The organism is Belliella buryatensis (assembly GCF_900188245.1).
Taxonomy (GTDB): domain Bacteria; phylum Bacteroidota; class Bacteroidia; order Cytophagales; family Cyclobacteriaceae; genus Belliella; species Belliella buryatensis.
The window spans coordinates 82,682-98,758 of sequence record NZ_FZOK01000005.1 but is presented as its reverse complement, the minus strand read 5'-3'; the positions used below and the strand labels follow the sequence as shown (position 1 = coordinate 98,758).

Here is a 16,077-nt window from a genome sequence, read left to right as displayed (position 1 = left end):
AATATAAGGTTTACAAGGAGAAACTGGACAAAAATAAAGCCATTCCAAGTCAAATTACTTTTTAATTTTCTTATCATTCATTACAGTTTTAGAGGCTAATTGTTTTACTTCTCCCATTAATAGAGAAATAGGATTAAGATCAAAAATAAAGCAAGGTAAAAATCTGTCATTTTGTCGGTATTTTCTTAATTTCGCATCTTGAAATTGAAAGCTTACATGGAAAATATCATCAAAGACATCGATATCATCTCAGCGGACGAGGCGCAGGCTTGTGATTACAAGACTACTGAGGATGAAAACACCGGCAAATCCAAAAAACTTTATATAGAATCTTATGGCTGTCAGATGAATTTTTCTGACTCAGAGATAGTTGCATCCATCATGAAAGAAAATGGATTTGACACCACATCTGATTTTGAGCAAGCAGATGTGATTTTTTTGAATACTTGTTCGATTAGGGAAAAAGCTGAGCTCACAGTAAGAAAGCGACTTTCTCAATTCAATGCCATCAAAAAAAATAAGCCTGAAATGACGATTGGTGTTTTAGGGTGTATGGCCGAAAGATTGAAAGAAAAGCTACTAGAAGAAGAGCAGATTGTAGACGTAGTCGTCGGGCCAGATGCCTATAGAGACCTCCCTAACTTAGTCGCTACTGCCGAAGATGGCAACAAAGGAGTAAATACTTTCTTGTCAAGAGAAGAAACCTATGCAGATATTTCTCCAGTGAGACTCAACTCCAATGGAGTGAGTGCTTTTATCTCTATCATGCGTGGCTGTGACAATATGTGCTCTTTCTGTGTAGTACCATTTACCAGAGGAAGAGAGAGAAGTCGTGATCCACATTCTATCGTCAGAGAAGCACAAGATCTTTTTGACAAAGGATTCAAAGAGGTAACATTGCTAGGTCAAAACGTAGACTCCTACAAATGGTCTCCAGAAGAGAACAACAAAGCAAGACTCAATAAAAAAGAGGGGGAAGTAACTGAAGTTGTCAATTTTGCAAATCTCCTTGAGATGGTAGCATTGATTAGTCCACAACTCAGAGTGAGATTCTCTACTTCTCATCCAAAAGACATCACAGATGAAGTGTTGTACACCATGAAGAAGTATGATAATATCTGTAAATACATCCATCTCCCAGTTCAGAGTGGTAATTCTAGAGTTTTGGATCTAATGAATCGAACTTACGATAGAGATTGGTATTTGGAAAGAGTAGCCAAAATCAGAGAGATTCTCGGTGAGGAGTGTGGTATTTCCTCAGACATGATTGCAGGATTCTGTACTGAGACTGAGGAAGAGCATAAGGACACATTGACTATGATGGATATAGTCAAGTACGACTTTTCTTACATGTTTTATTACTCTGAAAGACCTGGAACTTTAGCTGCCAAAAAATACAAAGATGATATTCCTTTGGATGTCAAAAAACGCAGACTCAATGAAATCATCGAAAAGCAAAATAAGCTGTCAGAAGAAAGAAATAAGCTTGATGTAGGGAAAATACAACAAATCTTAATCGAAGGAGAGTCCAAAAGATCTACTGAGCAATTAAAAGGAAGAAATTCTGCCAATAAAGTAGTCATCATCGATAAAGGTAATTTTAAAAAAGGTGACTATGTTACTGTAAAAATTACTGACTGTACACCTGCTACCTTATTTGGCGAAGTCGTATCTTGAATCTAGCATCATCTATGATCACATCAGCAGAAATACAAAGTGTCAAGCAACGATTTGGAATCATAGGCAATAGCCCTTTGCTCAACCATGCCATCCAAGTGGCAATGCAGGCCTCTCCTACCGATATGACTGTATTGATCACTGGGGAAAGTGGTAGTGGAAAAGAATCTTTTTCCAAGATCATTCACTCTTTAAGTGTGAGAAAACACGGGAAATTCATTGCGATCAACTGTGGAGCCATTCCTGAGGGAACTATTGATTCTGAGCTCTTTGGTCATGAAAAAGGCTCATTTACAGGTGCTCACGAAGCTAGAAAAGGCTACTTTGAAGTAACTGATGGTGGCTCAATCTTCCTAGATGAGATAGGGGAGATGCCATTAGGTACCCAAGCTAGATTGCTGAGAGTTCTTGAAAATGGTGAATTTATCAAAGTAGGTTCCTCTAAAGTTCAGAAAACTAATGTTAGGGTCATTGCAGCCACCAATGTCAACCTAATCAAAGCTGTAGAAAAAGGCAAGTTCAGAGAAGACCTTTACTATAGATTAAATACAGTTCCAATTTTCGTCCCTCCTTTGAGGGAGCGTGGTGAAGATATTGTTTTGCTATTTAGAAAATTTACAACTGACTTTTCTGAAAAATATAAAGTAAAACCTGTGTCCTTAGATGAAGACGCTAAGGCACTTCTTATGAAATTTCCTTTCCCAGGAAATATTAGGCAGCTTAAAAATTTAGCAGAACAAATTTCGCTTTTAGAGCAGGAAAGAGAAATCGACGCTGCCACATTAGGAAGATATTTACCTACTGGCCAAACTAGATTACCTGCGGCGTACACGGGGGCTGGTTCAAGCAAAGACTCGAGCACTGATTTTTCTGAAAGAGATATCTTGTACAAGGTGCTTTTTGATATGAAAAAAGACATGCACGAACTCAAAAAGCTCGTACTAGAATCTTATCAATCAGGTGGGCTCAATGCTAATATTATCAATAAGCATCAAAATTTGTTTGAAGATTTGGAAAGTCCAGTCACTTTTGAGGAAAATAATTCTTCTTCAAATGTGCCTGCTGTCAACATGCCACTGGTCATAGATCCACATAAAAACAATGAGGAATTAGATGATTACGAGGACGAATCCATAGAAGATATCATTCATGAAGAAGACGATAATTCACTTTCTTTGGAAAAGAAAGAAAAAGAAATGATCATCAGAGCACTTCTTAAGCACAACAACAAAAGAAAATACGCAGCTAGTGACCTTGGAATCTCTGAGCGGACGTTATATAGGAAAATCAAGCAGTATGATATCGATTAGTAGGTTCCTAAGTTTTTCTCTCGTTTTCATCAGCTTAGCCCTTTTGGTTCAGGCATGCTCCGTCAGGTACAGTTTTACGGGTACTAATATTAATTATGACCTCACTAAGACCTTTTCAGTAGAAAACTTCTTCAACGATTCTGGCGGAGGACCTGCCAATATGGGGCAGCTATTCACAGAAACACTGAAAGAATTCTATCAAAGAAACACGCAGCTAGAATTAGTAAGAAGCAATGGTGACCTTCAATTCTCAGGCGCAATCTCAAGATACACCATCTCGCCTCAGGCTACTGTAACTAGCACAGATCCAAATGCTCCAGATAGAGCTGGTCAAATGCGTCTTACGATTGTAGTAGAAGTAGAATATATCAATATGGCCAATGAAGAGGAAAATCTAAAGCGTAGCTTTTCATTCTTCCAAGATTATGACCCTCGTAACACTTCTATTCTACAAGTGGAAAGTGTCTTGATTGAAGAAATCTTCGAAAACATCATTCAGGATATTTTTACTGCAACGGTAGCCAATTGGTAAAAATGATTATATTCGAAATTCATTAACTGAAAGACAGTGAACGCAGAACAATTTTTGGATATCATCAAGCACGGAGATCAACTCAGCAAAGAGCAAGTTAATCAACTTGTAAAACTGCATGAAAATTTCCCCTATTTTCAGATTCCGAATGTTTTGTTGGCAAAATATGAGCATCAAAAATCTAAAGGTCAATCCAAAGATTTCCTTGCATGGGCGGCAATCAGTAGTCCCAATAGGGCTTGGTTGAAAAAGTTACTTGAAGAAAGATTAATACTTCCAGATTCAAGACCGAACAATCCCTCTTCTGACAAAAAAACACTTTCAGAAAAAGAAGAAGTTGAGGAAGATGCAGAACTGATCCCCAAACCAAGTCCAGAAGAAAACCCAACACAGAGAGCTGGCTTATTGAAAAAACTCGGAGAGGAGCTGACTTCCAAACAGAAGGAAGAATCTGAAGAGACAGAAAAAACCAAAAAGCCAAAACGTAAAAAAAGAGCAGGTGCAGCAGATGACCTGATAGAAACGATCAAAAGAAAAGAGAAAAAAGAGATCGTAGATGTCAAAAAGAAAGAACAAATAGATATTATCAAAGCATTTAGCAAAAAGGAAATCAAACTTGCAACTATCAAAGAAATCGAAAGCGTACAAAAGCAAGAAGACCTTTCCGAAAAAAGCACACAACTCAATCCAAATATTCTCTCAGAGTCTTTTGCTAAATTACTGATTAAGCAAGGTAAGAAAGGAAAAGCCAAAGAAATTTATCAAAAATTGATGGTGAAATTTCCAAATAAAAGCACTTACTTTGCGGACTTGATAAAAGAATTAGAAGATTAAAATTTAAAATATGTTTACCGTACTTATCAGCATTATAATTGTATTGGCAGTTTTATTGGTTTTGGTCATCCTTTCACAAAACTCAAAAGGTGGTGTAGGCGCTGCTTTTGGTGGAAGTGCTTCCCAGATTATGGGTGTTACCAAAACAGGAAATATCCTTGAGAAATCAACTTGGGTATTAGCTATTGCTATCTTGGTTTTATCCTTGGTTTCTTCTGCATTTTACACTTCATCAAGTGTGGACTCTTTCAGCTCTCCAAATATTGAGAATGCAAAAAGACAAATCATTACTCCTCAGTTTGATAATAGCGAGAGCGGTGAATCCCTTCTTCCTACCACTCCTACCGAAGTAGAGGGTGTCCAGCTTCCAGTAGAAGGTGAAGGTTCTGAAGAAAATTAAATGATAAAAATTTAAATTTATAGAGCTCTCCTGAAAAGGAGAGCTTTTTTTATTCTACATTTTTCAATAAGAGCCTTTTACTGATGGGAATCATACTTTCTTGCAAAGGAATCTGATATTTGGAATGAATTCTATAAGTAGCAGGATTAGGCAGGTCTTGGTATTCCTTGATCAAATTCAACTTGATCTGCTCCACAGTATTGACCAGAGAACTTCTGACATTCTTAATAAATTGTAGCATTACACCTTTGAATCGATCTATACTGTTTTGGAAGAGGCTGATTTTATATTTATAAACTGCTATGTCCTTCACATTCTCTTGGGTAAGCATCAAATATCCTTCTTTTTGGTATAGCGGAGAAATCCCCACTGGTTCTAGCGACATTTCACTCTCAAGAAAATCATAAATACTCTTCCCTTCTTCAATATGATTTTTGAATCGAGGCAATGCATAAGCTACAATTTCCTCAAGTTGTTTCATAGTCTCATCATCAAAGAAAATGGGCTTATAATTGAATTTCATCTCCTTGAGATCAGCACTTTCCAGAAGTTTAGGAAAAGAGGATCTGAGCTGATCCTTATTCTCAGCAAATGATTTCAATTTGCTGTAATGGTGAATCAAGTCGGCTAATGGAGGATACAATTTTACTTGCTGGAAATTGACACCTACATCTTGAAGGTAAGCTAGGAGCAAATATCTCTTGTATTCAAAATCAATCCATCCTTCTGTGATCCAATTTTCAGATAGTGTTTTCATACAGTTCAGATTTGTTTAAAATTTAAGAAAAAACTGACATTCAAAAAAGAATAGATTGAAAATTTGACAGTTCATAGTTATCTAATATCCATTACTGACAGGTGATCTCGACTGAATTTAAGACTTTATGTCATACTTATTATAGCTAAAATGATTGGCATAAAAACTGAGTATTGGAGCACGTAAGAATTTTGAAATAACCTTAATTAAAACTAATAATTATGTCACAAGTCAACATCAAGCCTCTTGCAGATAGAGTTCTGGTAGAGCCTGCTGCAGCTGAAGAAAAAACCGCTTCAGGATTGTACATTCCGGATACAGCAAAAGAAAAACCTCAAAAAGGTACAGTTGTAGCCGTGGGCAGTGGTAAAAAAGATGAACCATTGACTGTCAAAGTAGGTGATACTGTATTGTATGGTAAGTATGCTGGTACTGAGCTTTCAGTAGAGGGCAAAGACTTCTTGATTATGAGAGAAGCCGACATCTTTGCTATTCTTTAATCATCTATTTCAAACAATCAAAAACCTTAAAAGAATCTAAAAAATGTCAAAGCAACTATTTTTCAACACAGATGCCAGAGACCAACTCAAAAAAGGAGTGGATGCCCTGGCTAACGCAGTGAAAGTAACCCTTGGGCCAAAGGGGAGAAATGTCATCATAGACAAAAAATTTGGAGCGCCTACGATTACTAAAGATGGTGTATCTGTAGCTAAAGAAATCGAGTTGGCTGAGCCAATCGAAAACATGGGTGCTCAGCTTGTCAAAGAAGTAGCTTCTAAAACTGCTGACAATGCAGGTGATGGTACTACTACTGCTACTGTATTGACTCAAGCGATCTTCAATGCTGGTATCAAAAATGTAGCAGCCGGTGCTAACCCAATGGATTTAAAAAGAGGAATTGACAAGGCAGTACAGTCTGTGGTCGCTTCATTGAAAGCTAGCTCCAAAGTAATCTCTACCTCTAAGGAAATCCAACAAGTAGCTACGATCTCAGCTAATAGTGATGACGAAATCGGCAAAATGATCGCTGACGCTATGGAGAAAGTGGGTAAGGATGGTGTAATCACCGTAGAAGAAGCAAAAGGTACTGAAACTGAAGTGAGAACTGTAGAAGGTATGCAGTTTGACAGAGGATACCTTTCTCCATATTTCACTACCAACACAGAGAAAATGGAAGCAGAACTGGAGAGACCTTACATCTTGATCTATGACAAGAAGATCTCTTCAATGAAAGAATTGCTTCCAGTACTCGAGCCAGTAGCCCAAGCGGGAAGACCTTTGGTAATCATCGCTGAGGATGTAGATGGTGAAGCATTGGCTACATTGGTTGTGAACAAAATCAGAGGTGCACTCAAAGTAGCTGCTGTAAAAGCTCCAGGATTCGGTGATAGAAGAAAAGCAATGCTTGAAGATATCGCAATCTTGACGGGTGGTACAGTAATCTCCGAAGAAAGAGGCTATAAACTAGAAAATGCTACTATAGACTACCTTGGTACTGCCGAGAAAGTAAATATTGATAAAGACAATACTACCATCGTAAATGGTTCTGGCGATCCTGATGCGATCAAAGCTAGAATTTCTGAGATCAAATCTCAAATCGAAAAAACAACTTCAGACTACGACAAAGAAAAACTTCAAGAAAGACTTGCTAAGCTTTCAGGAGGTGTAGCGATCCTATATATAGGTGCTGCTACGGAAGTAGAAATGAAAGAAAAGAAAGACAGAGTAGATGATGCATTACATGCCACTAGAGCTGCTGTTCAGGAAGGTATCGTCGTAGGTGGTGGTGTTGCTTTGGTAAGAGCTGCTGCCTCTTTGGATTCATTGAAAGGTGAAAATGAAGACCAAGACACTGGTATCAATATCATCAGAATGGCAATTGAAGCTCCTTTGAGAACAATTGTAGAAAATGCTGGCGGTGAAGGTTCTGTAGTAGTAAACAGAATTAAAGAAAACACTGGTCACTTCGGTTATAACGCAAGAACAGATGTCTATGAAGACTTGTTCGAAGCAGGTGTCATTGATCCAACTAAAGTAACAAGATTGGCGTTGGAAAACGCTGCTTCTATAGCTGCATTGTTGTTGACCACTGAATGTGTGGTAGCTGATGTAAAAGAAGAAGGTCCTGCAATGCCTCCAATGGGCGGTGGAGGAATGGGTGGTATGATGTAATATCATCCGTTCATGTAAATTTTATAAAAGAGGAATCACATGATTCCTCTTTTTATTTTGATTTTCAAGCAGTTTGTATCTAAAACTTAAATTATTGAAGGAAAAACACAAACATTCTATTTTTATCATAAGATTATAATTGTAATTTAGGACACGTATATCCAATGATTAAATAACTTTTATCAGCGATAAATTAATGCATCAGTTTTATTCCATTATTTTAGTAGATGATGATCCGATTAACAATTTGATCAACAAGCGATTGATTTCGAAATTGGAAGTCGCAGAACAAGTAGAAGAATTTTTAGAAGCTGAAAAAGCACTCGAACGAATAGACCAACTCAATTCTGATGAAAAAACACTCATTTTGTTAGACATCAATATGCCAGTCATGAATGGTTGGGATTTTCTTAACCATTACAGTCAGAAATTCGAAAGCAGAGGTGACAGAATTATCATGTTATCCAGCTCAATTGATTTTCAGGATAGGCAAAAAGCAAAGCAATATAACTGTGTTGAAGGCTTTATAGAAAAGCCACTCACCCCAGATAAGTTTAAAAATATTCTTTAAGAACATGAGCTCCAACTCTTCCACATCTCATAGAAGTCTCGAGCTTTATACTTTTTCAGAAAATCATTTTGAAAAACATCATCTCAAAAACCTAGACGAGCTTGAGTCTATTTTAGGAAGTGATAAGAAATATTGGTTAAATGTCCACAAGAGTAATCAAGAAGGTGTTTTTCTAGATGTTTGTGCCTATTTTGATCTTCATCCAGTAGCATTAGATGACATTGATAATACTGAGCAAAGGCCTAAATTAGAGGATTTTGATAATTTTATCCTGATTGTTTCCAAGATGCTGTATACCAAAAGCAATATTGATCAACTTGAAATAGAACAAATCAGCATCGCTTTTAATAAAAATGTGGTCATAACTTTCCAAGAAAATGAATATGACATCTTTGATCCAATCCGCACAAGACTCGAAAACCCTAATGGGAAAATGAGAAAGTATGGCACGGACTATTTTGTCTATACTTTACTCGATGCAATTCTTGATCAGTATTATGTGATTCTCGAGTTGATCAGTGACCAAACAGAAAAACTGGAAGATGACATCATCAATGATTTAAAAAAAGTACATTTAGCAGATATATACAAACAAAGAAAAAGTCTTCAGGAGATCAAAAAAATAATCTGGCCGACACGAGAATTAGTTTCCGCATGGAGAAAGTCAGACAGTCCTTTTATTACCAAGCGCTCAGCACCCTTTATCAATGATGTCTATGAAAGTGCTGTAGAAATCATTGAAAACTTAGAAATGCAAAGGGAGTCTATCACTACACTAGTGGAGATTTTTATGACCAACATCAGCCTCAAGCAAAATGAGGTCATGAAAACATTGACCATCATTGCCACGATTTTTATTCCCCTTACTTTCATAGCAGGGGTCTATGGTATGAACTTCGAATACATGCCTGAACTCAATTGGAAGTATGGATATCTCAGTAGCTGGATATTCTTTTTAGTAGTTTCTTTGATGATGATGTATTATTTCAAAAGAAAACGCTGGTTTTAATCATCTTTTTATAGAAAATAGTTTTTTGCTCTATATTCAATAATCAAATATCTAATATTGTGATGATTCACAATATTAAGATGAAACCTATCAAATTCTGCATAATCAAAATCGGTTCAAATGTCTTGACTGCAAATGATGGTAATCCTGACTTTGCTAGAATGAAACAATTGGCAGCTGAAATAGCACTTCTTAGAAGTTCAGGAGTCAAAGTCATTCTGGTCAGCTCAGGTGCGGTCGCCTTTGGACGTAAAGAAATTAATTTGCCGGAAAAAATAAATCCAGTGATCAAAAAACAAATCTGGGCGTCTACTGGACAGATTGAATTGATCAAGACTTATAAATCTATATTCCAAAAATACTCACTTCAAGTCGCTCAAATACTTGTAACAAAGGAGGATTTCAGAGATCGAAAGCATTTTCTCAATATGAAAAATTGTCTTCTTGGACTTTTGGATCAAGGTGTCATTCCTATTGTCAATGAAAATGATACAGTAGCTATTACAGAGCTAATGTTCACAGACAATGACGAACTTGCCAGTCTAACCGCTGCAATGGTTGATGCTGATACTTTGATTTTGCTTACCAATGTGAATGGAATTTACACTGGACATCCTGATGATGAAGGTTCTGAAATACTTCGAATCGTTCATCATCATGACAAAAATCTCAGCAATTTTATTACGGCCTCCAAATCTTCATTCGGTAGAGGTGGTATGCTCACCAAACTCAATATGGCATCAAAAGCTGCAAATCTGGGAATTCAGGTCTTTATAGCGAATGGAAAAACTAAAAAAATCATCAGTCAAATCCAAAATGGAACTGCTAAATGTACTTACTTTCAGCCACAAAAAGCCAAGCAGAGTTCTAAAAAGTGGTTGGCCCATGGTATTAATTACTATAAGGGAGCCGTCAAAATAAATGAAGGTGCAAGACTCGCATTGACACAACAAAAAATCAGCAGTTTACTCCCTGTAGGTATCATTGAGATATCTGGAAATTTTGACAAAGGTGACATCCTTAGGATTTCAGATGATACAGGCAGAACCATTGGGTTAGGAAGAGCTGAATATTCCTCTAAAGTGGCTGTAGAAAAAGTAGGTCTTAAAAATCAGAAGCCATTAATACATTACAATTACCTTTACATTTTTGGTAATGAATAATTTACAAACACATTTTAAAGAACTAAAGCGCTCAGCTAAAAAGCTAGCGTTATTAGACGCTACGTTGGTAAAGCATGTATTAGAAAAACTTGCTGAAAACACGCTGAAGGCCTCAAAGGAAATACTTGCAGCTAACCAAAAAGATTTACTTAAAATGGATCCTACTGATCCAAAGTATGATAGATTGCTCTTGACTAATGATCGAATTTTATCGATTACAAAGGAAATCATCCAAGTAGCCGCTCTACCCTCCCCTTTGGGAAAAATAATAGAAGAGAAAGTCCTTGACAATGGTTTACATTTAAAAAAAGTAAGTGTGCCTCTTGGCGTGCTTGGAGTAATCTACGAGGCTCGACCAAACGTGACTTTTGATGTGTTCTGTATTGCTTTGAAATCTGGGAATGGCTTAGTGCTCAAAGGAAGTTCTGATGCTTCAGAATCGAACAAAGCCATTATGAATATCATCCAGGAGACTTTAAAGGAGTTTGATTTACCAGCTGAGGCCTTTCTACTATTACCTCCAGACAGGGTATCAACAATTGCTTTACTAGAAGCTGTCGGTTATGTAGACATTATCATTCCAAGAGGCAGTCAAGGCTTGATAAATTATGTAAGAACACACTCAAAAGTACCTGTGATTGAAACTGGAGCTGGCATAGTGCACACTTATTTTGATGAAACTGCCGACTTGCACAAAGGAAAATCCATTATTACCAATGCTAAAACCAGAAGACCAAGTGTATGTAATAGTTTAGACTGTCTGATTATTCATCATAGTAGATTGAATGATTTGAGGTCCTTATTAACTGATATATTCGCGTCCAATGTTGAGGTCTTTGCAGATGATTTTTCTTATAAGGTCATCGGCGATCATCCTTTAGTTTCGAAAGCTGAAGCCCATCATTTTGGAACTGAATTTCTTTCCTTAAAAATGGCCATCAAGACAGTTTCAAATATAGAAGAGGCAATCGCTCACATTGATCTATTCAGCTCCAAGCATAGTGAGGCCATCATTAGCGAATCTTCCGAAAACATTGATTATTTCCTGCAAATGGTAGATGCAGCGGCAGTTTATGCCAATGCATCCACGGCATTTACAGATGGGAATCAATTTGGTATGGGCGCTGAGATCGGAATCAGTACCCAAAAGCTGCACGCTAGAGGGCCAATGGCCTTAGCTGAACTCACCAGTTATAAATGGATCATAAGAGGAGAAGGCCAAATCAGGTAATCAGCCTTTTTGATTCCAATGTGGATCAAAGGACAACTTACCTACTCCATACAAGTAAAGTACTTTAGAGTATCGCTGCATGGCTGGTAGCAGAATAATATTGGATACCAAAACCGTAACAGCATAAACCCAAAGATCGGGGTCATCAAAGAAATAATTGAGAATAATCAGAACATTGACAACCAAAGCAACTGAAAACGCATAGCTGATGTACATGGCTCCATAAAAAAAATCAGGTTCAGGAGTAAGTACTGCTTTGCAGTTTGGACACTGCTGATGTACATCAGACAGCTTTCGGTAACTCAACATAGATGTTGGAAAAATATTCCCTTCTCTGCATCTTGGACAATTCCCTTGAAGCATTGCTGCTCCCAAACTCTTTTGACTCATAATCCTTGAAATTTGATCAAAGATACGATATTATAATATTTGGCAAGTGATTTAAATCACATTGAATCCATAACTCAGGATAATGGGATGTTTTGAAATCAATACTTATATTTGCACCATGTTATTGAGTATCAAGAAACATTTTATCACAAAGTCAATCACTTATTTGCTGTTATTGAATTTCATCAATTTAACAGCAAATTTTTACCAAGCTTCTGTTATCGATACCAATCTACTGATCAATCAAGATCCAATTGATACGCTTGCCGAAGTGTTTTTAGAGTACTTTTTAGATATGGATGAAGAAACTATACCTGATACAGAAGTTCCTCATGAAAAAAGACAGCTTGGTGATATCAAGTTGGCATTTTTTCCAACTGAAGTTAACTTTGAAAAACAACACACCATAGAAGTTCTAAAATTAAATTGCTTCTATTTAGATTCTCTTTTAAATACTGAAGGAGAACCAACTTCTCCTCCTCCCAAATTTTTTTGATCAATATCGCTTTTTTCAATAAACTTAAGGAAATACTAAGTAGGCATTATTTACTTAGGATTTTCATTTATCATCTAATTGATCAAAATAAAGACTCATGAAAACGCCTATGCTTATTGTGGGCATAGTGGTTACATTTTTAACCACTAGCTTTAATTATGCACAAGACTCAGACACAACAAATACTAATAATAAATTAATAGAAGAGCTAAAATATATTAAACAACCAGGTCTCGCTAATGCTGCTTCCAAGATTTACCATGCCGATAGAAGATATTCCATCAGCGGGTTCACTGAAATCAATACGGTAGGTTATTTGGGAGAAAAAAATAGATCAGAAGATTTAGAGCTTTATTACAGCAACCTTTACCGACTTGGTGTATATTTCGGATACAAAATTACAGATAAGCTAATCTTTAACTCTGAAATTCAAGCTGAATTTCTCCACGATGGATTTAGAGAATATGGGACTGAATTCAATTTCGAGTGGATCGTAGATTACTTGTTCGCAAGAGAATTTAATGTTAGAGTAGGTAACTATCCAATTCCAATCGGCTATACCAACATTAATGAAGAGCCCATCGCTTTTTATTCAGTTAATAGACCTGAAGTGGAGAGAATTATCATTCCGACTCAATGGTTAGAGACAGGAATAATGTTTTATGGGAACATCCTAAAAAATCAAATTGAATACAACATTGGTCTTACTAAAGGACTAGATGCTTCTAATATGAATGAAGGTACTTGGATTCGAAGAGGTAGGTACCATCAAGTTGCGATACCAGAATCTTGGGCAAGTAATTTTAAGTTGGAATTTGTGGGAAATGAACAAACGAAACTTGGAATTTCTGGATATTATGGGAATGCAGGTAGAGGACAGAGCACGCCCACAGGAGACGCTTTCAATCCAATTATAAAAATGATTTCAGGATTTGCTGGTTATGACTTAGGGAATTTCTCTCTGTTTGCTTTGGCTATAAGAGGTAACACCACGCAGACAGATAAAATTTTTCTTTTTGATAATCAAATCATCGGTTCAGAAACATTTGGATACTATACTGAAGCTAGATGGGATTTATTTTCACTGGTCAATACCAACTCATCTTGGAAACTACCCTTATGGCTAAGATATGAAAGACTAGACACACATGCCTCAATTGTCAGCAGTTTTGAAAACCGAAATTTCAACAGACAAAACCTAGAAATAATAAGTATAGGGGCCAATCTACGCCCTCGAAAAAATCTCGTAATCAAGGGTAATTATCAGTTCAGAAAAAATCTAAGTAAAACCATGTTTGATGAAGCTGATAGAGTTGAATTTGGACTTGGGTTTATATTCTAATTTGAATTAACAAAAATTAATAATAGCACTTCTAATTTGATTTTTCTTTATGTGAGAAAAATATTCAACTTTGTAATCAGTTTTATAGAACCAATGAAAAAATTAGCCACACTATTATTAATATTTAATTTATTGTACGCTGTCTCACTCGCTCAAGAAGTAGAGGTAGAAGTCGACAGCATTAAGCAAGAGAGAATTTTGCTAGACAGTATCTTCTTAGCAGAGTTTGAAGAGGTCAAACCTAGTCAAAAACCAAAGGTACTTCACGCTGAACCGCTGTATATAGATCTCATCCGTGATCTTGGAGCCCGAAAAGGGGAAAAAGAATGGAACCTTGGCTTCGGTATGACTGATAAAAGAGGGTTTGACGAATACGAAGCTCTGGTGGAATATGAATGGGCTCCTATTGATCGTTTAGGTTTTGAGATAGAGGTGCCTGTTACTATGTATTCAGCCCGAGGGGAATTATCAACAGATCTCGAAAGGCCATCCAATCGGGTAGAATCATTAAAACTGGCAACACAATGGTCCTTCTTAGTATCCGAAAAAGCAAAAACTTCACTGGCATTAGGTTATATCCACGAATTTGAATTCGTAGATCTCAATAGAATTGGAAATGGGGATATTTTTAAAGGAAATATCTACAATCCATTTTTTATAGCTGCCAAAAGGTGGGGGAGCAATTACCATACGCTAGTCTACACAGGACCTAGGGTAGAAAAAGTGTTTAACCAAAAAGCTGAACTCACCTACGAAGTGCATACCAACTTCCACTACATGATCTCTGGAACTAGAAATTTCATAGGCGTAGAGTTCAATAAAGAATTTCACAACAACGAGTTTATTGGAGTCTTAAGGCCTCAGATGCGTGTAGGGTTGGCTGAAAACTTGATGGTAGGTATTGTCACAGGAATTCCTGTAAGTGGCGCGGATAGAAGTATGAGCTCTTTTGTTAGGATTATTTACGAACCAGGGTTCAAGACATTCCATTAAACAAAACAGCCCTTGAAAATTCAAGGGCTGTTTTGTTTTAAAATCGCTTCGGAACGATTCCTTTACCAGTCTCTAGGCATTCATCTAGCTCGTAATCTTGACCTCTACCCCATCTAAGTAATTCTTCCGTGGTGTAGAATTCTGTAGTATCCAAATCTTTTACTCTGAAATTGGCGCCAGATAATCTGGCAATGACTTCCAACTTCCTAACTTCACCCATATTCCTAAATTCATATACCCTCCCTACACGAAGGTTATCCAGTGCAATAGCCATATTTTTAATCCAATTTCAATAAGTTGATTCTTTTGACTGGACCCGGGCAATAACTCGTATGACAAGCTAAGCAGGTACTTACTACAGATTTATAATTATCTAGGAGCGCTTCTTCACTACTTTCCTCCAAAGCCCGAAGATTAGCAAGATATGCCATCCCCATAGTATTGAACTGTTCTGTTTTTACTTTAGGATCAGTAGGCTTTGCTGTTAACAGCTCTTGATGCTTTTTAAGATAAGATTTGATTTTATTTCCATCTGTGATTTCCTCTTTTATTTGCTCCAAATCTAAGAACATGTCACGCATCAAAAGTGCCAATGGAGCATCTTGATTTGGATATTGAATTGTCTCTACTGCATTTTCCTGCTTTTGGCAAGAAATTAACACAACTGAAACAAAAATAAATTGAGAGAAATACTTAAGCATTGTCCTTGATAATCACTCCTACAGCTTCAAATGCATATTCTTCTTTCGGAGCTATGATGGCATCAATCTCTTCTTGAGATTTGCCAGCATCTTCTGCATAATGCTTTAAAGTGGCTACGTCAGTGACTGATCTTGTAGCTACTCCTTCTATAATCACTGGATAACCTTGAGAATTAAGTGGTACAAAAAAGCCGTAATCTTTGAAAGTTACACGCATAGTCTCACCATTGGGAAGATCTAAAGTCATCCAGCAGCCTTTTTTTGTACAGACCTCTTTGATTTCACCTACAACCTTCCCTTCAAACTCCCCCTCTGCCAATAAGCTTTCATACATCTGGGATAAAGTAAGAATCTCCACTTCATCAACTTGAGCACCAAAATTTCCAACTATCGGAGAAGTTACTTCTTCTTCAATTTCATCTTTAGATTCATTTCCAGAATTGCAAGAGAACAAAAATGGCATCAACGCCAATACAAGAATTGATATTTTCTTCATGAG

General features: G+C 36.9%; 19 protein-coding genes. 14 read left to right on the top strand and 5 right to left on the bottom strand.

All coding sequences use genetic code 11. The features are described 5' to 3' along the window. Positions 1–216 precede the first annotated feature (216 nt). From miaB to secG, 5 genes are read left to right on the top strand one after another with little or no spacing between them, the layout of a single operon-like run. Positions 217–1,677, top strand: a complete 1,461-nt coding sequence (gene miaB / locus CHB66_RS06500; protein ID WP_089239191.1) for a tRNA (N6-isopentenyl adenosine(37)-C2)-methylthiotransferase MiaB — start codon at positions 217–219, stop codon at positions 1,675–1,677. A 14-nt stretch (positions 1,678–1,691) separates the two neighbouring features. After that, a complete protein-coding gene (locus CHB66_RS06495; RefSeq protein ID WP_089239189.1) occupies positions 1,692–2,987 on the top strand; it encodes a sigma-54 interaction domain-containing protein in 1,296 nt (431 codons plus the stop codon). After that, entirely contained in the window at positions 2,974–3,519 is a 546-nt protein-coding gene (gene lptE / locus CHB66_RS06490) for an LPS assembly lipoprotein LptE (RefSeq protein ID WP_089239187.1), read from the top strand. Before CHB66_RS06495 ends, lptE begins: the two co-directional genes overlap by 14 nt. Positions 3,520–3,555: 36 nt before the next feature. Further along, positions 3,556–4,353: a hypothetical protein gene (locus CHB66_RS06485; protein ID WP_089239185.1), complete on the top strand. Its 798-nt coding sequence runs from the start codon at positions 3,556–3,558 to the stop codon at positions 4,351–4,353. A 10-nt stretch (positions 4,354–4,363) separates the two neighbouring features. Beyond that, positions 4,364–4,753, top strand: coding sequence for a preprotein translocase subunit SecG (gene secG, locus CHB66_RS06480; protein WP_089239183.1), 390 nt, complete (start codon positions 4,364–4,366; stop codon positions 4,751–4,753). 49 nt (positions 4,754–4,802) lie between these two features. Here secG and CHB66_RS06475 read toward each other — a convergent pair whose 3' ends face one another. After that, a complete protein-coding gene (locus tag CHB66_RS06475; protein ID WP_089239181.1) occupies positions 4,803–5,510 on the bottom strand; it encodes a hypothetical protein in 708 nt (235 codons plus the stop codon). A 221-nt stretch (positions 5,511–5,731) separates the two neighbouring features. Between CHB66_RS06475 and CHB66_RS06470 the strand changes: the two genes are divergently transcribed. The 6 genes from CHB66_RS06470 (at position 5,732) to CHB66_RS06445 (ending at position 11,656) form a co-directional block, all read left to right on the top strand. Next, positions 5,732–6,010: a co-chaperone GroES gene (locus tag CHB66_RS06470; RefSeq protein WP_076499235.1), complete on the top strand. Its 279-nt coding sequence runs from the start codon at positions 5,732–5,734 to the stop codon at positions 6,008–6,010. A gap of 43 nt (positions 6,011–6,053) precedes the next feature. Further along, positions 6,054–7,682, top strand: a complete 1,629-nt coding sequence (groL, locus tag CHB66_RS06465) for a chaperonin GroEL (RefSeq protein WP_089239179.1) — start codon at positions 6,054–6,056, stop codon at positions 7,680–7,682. Positions 7,683–7,878: 196 nt separating this feature from the next. Continuing rightward, positions 7,879–8,253 carry a response regulator gene (locus CHB66_RS06460; protein WP_089239177.1) on the top strand — a complete coding sequence of 125 codons (375 nt, stop codon included), beginning with the start codon at positions 7,879–7,881 and terminating at the stop codon, positions 8,251–8,253. Between the two features lie 4 nt (positions 8,254–8,257). Beyond that, the gene (corA, locus tag CHB66_RS06455) at positions 8,258–9,262 is read left to right on the top strand and encodes a magnesium/cobalt transporter CorA (protein ID WP_089239175.1); all 1,005 of its coding nucleotides are present in this window, start codon (positions 8,258–8,260) and stop codon (positions 9,260–9,262) included. A 62-nt stretch (positions 9,263–9,324) separates the two neighbouring features. Next, positions 9,325–10,425 (top strand): glutamate 5-kinase, encoded by a 1,101-nt coding sequence (proB, locus tag CHB66_RS06450; RefSeq protein ID WP_245812677.1) that lies wholly within the window; start codon positions 9,325–9,327, stop codon positions 10,423–10,425. Next, positions 10,418–11,656 carry a glutamate-5-semialdehyde dehydrogenase gene (locus CHB66_RS06445; RefSeq protein WP_089239173.1) on the top strand — a complete coding sequence of 413 codons (1,239 nt, stop codon included), beginning with the start codon at positions 10,418–10,420 and terminating at the stop codon, positions 11,654–11,656. The genes proB and CHB66_RS06445 overlap by 8 nt, the downstream gene beginning before the upstream one ends. Here CHB66_RS06445 and CHB66_RS06440 read toward each other — a convergent pair whose 3' ends face one another. Next, positions 11,657–12,046, bottom strand: coding sequence for a DUF983 domain-containing protein (locus CHB66_RS06440; RefSeq protein ID WP_076499465.1), 390 nt, complete (start codon positions 12,044–12,046; stop codon positions 11,657–11,659). A 118-nt stretch (positions 12,047–12,164) separates the two neighbouring features. Here CHB66_RS06440 and CHB66_RS06435 point away from each other — a divergent pair, with 118 nt between their 5' ends. From CHB66_RS06435 to CHB66_RS06425, 3 genes are all read left to right on the top strand, one after another. Continuing rightward, positions 12,165–12,542 carry a hypothetical protein gene (locus CHB66_RS06435; protein WP_212668445.1) on the top strand — a complete coding sequence of 126 codons (378 nt, stop codon included), beginning with the start codon at positions 12,165–12,167 and terminating at the stop codon, positions 12,540–12,542. 97 nt (positions 12,543–12,639) lie between these two features. Further along, a complete protein-coding gene (locus tag CHB66_RS06430; RefSeq protein ID WP_089239171.1) occupies positions 12,640–13,884 on the top strand; it encodes a hypothetical protein in 1,245 nt (414 codons plus the stop codon). A 93-nt stretch (positions 13,885–13,977) separates the two neighbouring features. Further along, positions 13,978–14,877, top strand: a complete 900-nt coding sequence (locus CHB66_RS06425; RefSeq protein WP_089239169.1) for an HAEPLYID family protein — start codon at positions 13,978–13,980, stop codon at positions 14,875–14,877. A gap of 37 nt (positions 14,878–14,914) precedes the next feature. Here CHB66_RS06425 and CHB66_RS06420 read toward each other — a convergent pair whose 3' ends face one another. Genes CHB66_RS06420 through CHB66_RS06410 form a run of 3 tightly spaced genes read right to left on the bottom strand, consistent with a single transcriptional unit; the run spans position 14,915 to position 16,074 of the window. Then, positions 14,915–15,151 carry a hypothetical protein gene (locus CHB66_RS06420; RefSeq protein WP_089239167.1) on the bottom strand — a complete coding sequence of 79 codons (237 nt, stop codon included), beginning with the start codon at positions 15,149–15,151 and terminating at the stop codon, positions 14,915–14,917. A gap of 4 nt (positions 15,152–15,155) precedes the next feature. After that, positions 15,156–15,578, bottom strand: coding sequence for a hypothetical protein (locus tag CHB66_RS06415; protein WP_089239165.1), 423 nt, complete (start codon positions 15,576–15,578; stop codon positions 15,156–15,158). After that, complete coding sequence (locus CHB66_RS06410) at positions 15,571–16,074, bottom strand: DUF4920 domain-containing protein (protein ID WP_089239163.1); 504 nt, start codon at positions 16,072–16,074, stop codon at positions 15,571–15,573. The genes CHB66_RS06415 and CHB66_RS06410 overlap by 8 nt, the downstream gene beginning before the upstream one ends. Between the last annotated feature and the right edge of the window lie 3 nt (positions 16,075–16,077).

Bases quoted from the DNA above. Each gene is read 5' to 3' on its own strand.
- miaB (WP_089239191.1), top strand. From the start codon at position 217: ATGGAAAATATCATCAAAGACATCGATATCATCTCAGCGGACGAGGCG.
- CHB66_RS06495 (WP_089239189.1), top strand. From the start codon at position 1,692: ATGATCACATCAGCAGAAATACAAAGTGTCAAGCAACGATTTGGAATC.
- lptE (WP_089239187.1), top strand. From the start codon at position 2,974: ATGATATCGATTAGTAGGTTCCTAAGTTTTTCTCTCGTTTTCATCAGC.
- secG (WP_089239183.1), top strand. From the start codon at position 4,364: ATGTTTACCGTACTTATCAGCATTATAATTGTATTGGCAGTTTTATTG.
- CHB66_RS06475 (WP_089239181.1), bottom strand. From the start codon at position 5,510: ATGAAAACACTATCTGAAAATTGGATCACAGAAGGATGGATTGATTTT.
- CHB66_RS06470 (WP_076499235.1), top strand. From the start codon at position 5,732: ATGTCACAAGTCAACATCAAGCCTCTTGCAGATAGAGTTCTGGTAGAG.
- groL (WP_089239179.1), top strand. From the start codon at position 6,054: ATGTCAAAGCAACTATTTTTCAACACAGATGCCAGAGACCAACTCAAA.
- CHB66_RS06460 (WP_089239177.1), top strand. From the start codon at position 7,879: ATGCATCAGTTTTATTCCATTATTTTAGTAGATGATGATCCGATTAAC.
- corA (WP_089239175.1), top strand. From the start codon at position 8,258: ATGAGCTCCAACTCTTCCACATCTCATAGAAGTCTCGAGCTTTATACT.
- proB (WP_245812677.1), top strand. From the start codon at position 9,325: ATGATTCACAATATTAAGATGAAACCTATCAAATTCTGCATAATCAAA.
- CHB66_RS06445 (WP_089239173.1), top strand. From the start codon at position 10,418: ATGAATAATTTACAAACACATTTTAAAGAACTAAAGCGCTCAGCTAAA.
- CHB66_RS06440 (WP_076499465.1), bottom strand. From the start codon at position 12,046: ATGAGTCAAAAGAGTTTGGGAGCAGCAATGCTTCAAGGGAATTGTCCA.
- CHB66_RS06435 (WP_212668445.1), top strand. From the start codon at position 12,165: ATGTTATTGAGTATCAAGAAACATTTTATCACAAAGTCAATCACTTAT.
- CHB66_RS06430 (WP_089239171.1), top strand. From the start codon at position 12,640: ATGAAAACGCCTATGCTTATTGTGGGCATAGTGGTTACATTTTTAACC.
- CHB66_RS06425 (WP_089239169.1), top strand. From the start codon at position 13,978: ATGAAAAAATTAGCCACACTATTATTAATATTTAATTTATTGTACGCT.
- CHB66_RS06420 (WP_089239167.1), bottom strand. From the start codon at position 15,151: ATGGCTATTGCACTGGATAACCTTCGTGTAGGGAGGGTATATGAATTT.
- CHB66_RS06415 (WP_089239165.1), bottom strand. From the start codon at position 15,578: ATGCTTAAGTATTTCTCTCAATTTATTTTTGTTTCAGTTGTGTTAATT.
- CHB66_RS06410 (WP_089239163.1), bottom strand. From the start codon at position 16,074: ATGAAGAAAATATCAATTCTTGTATTGGCGTTGATGCCATTTTTGTTC.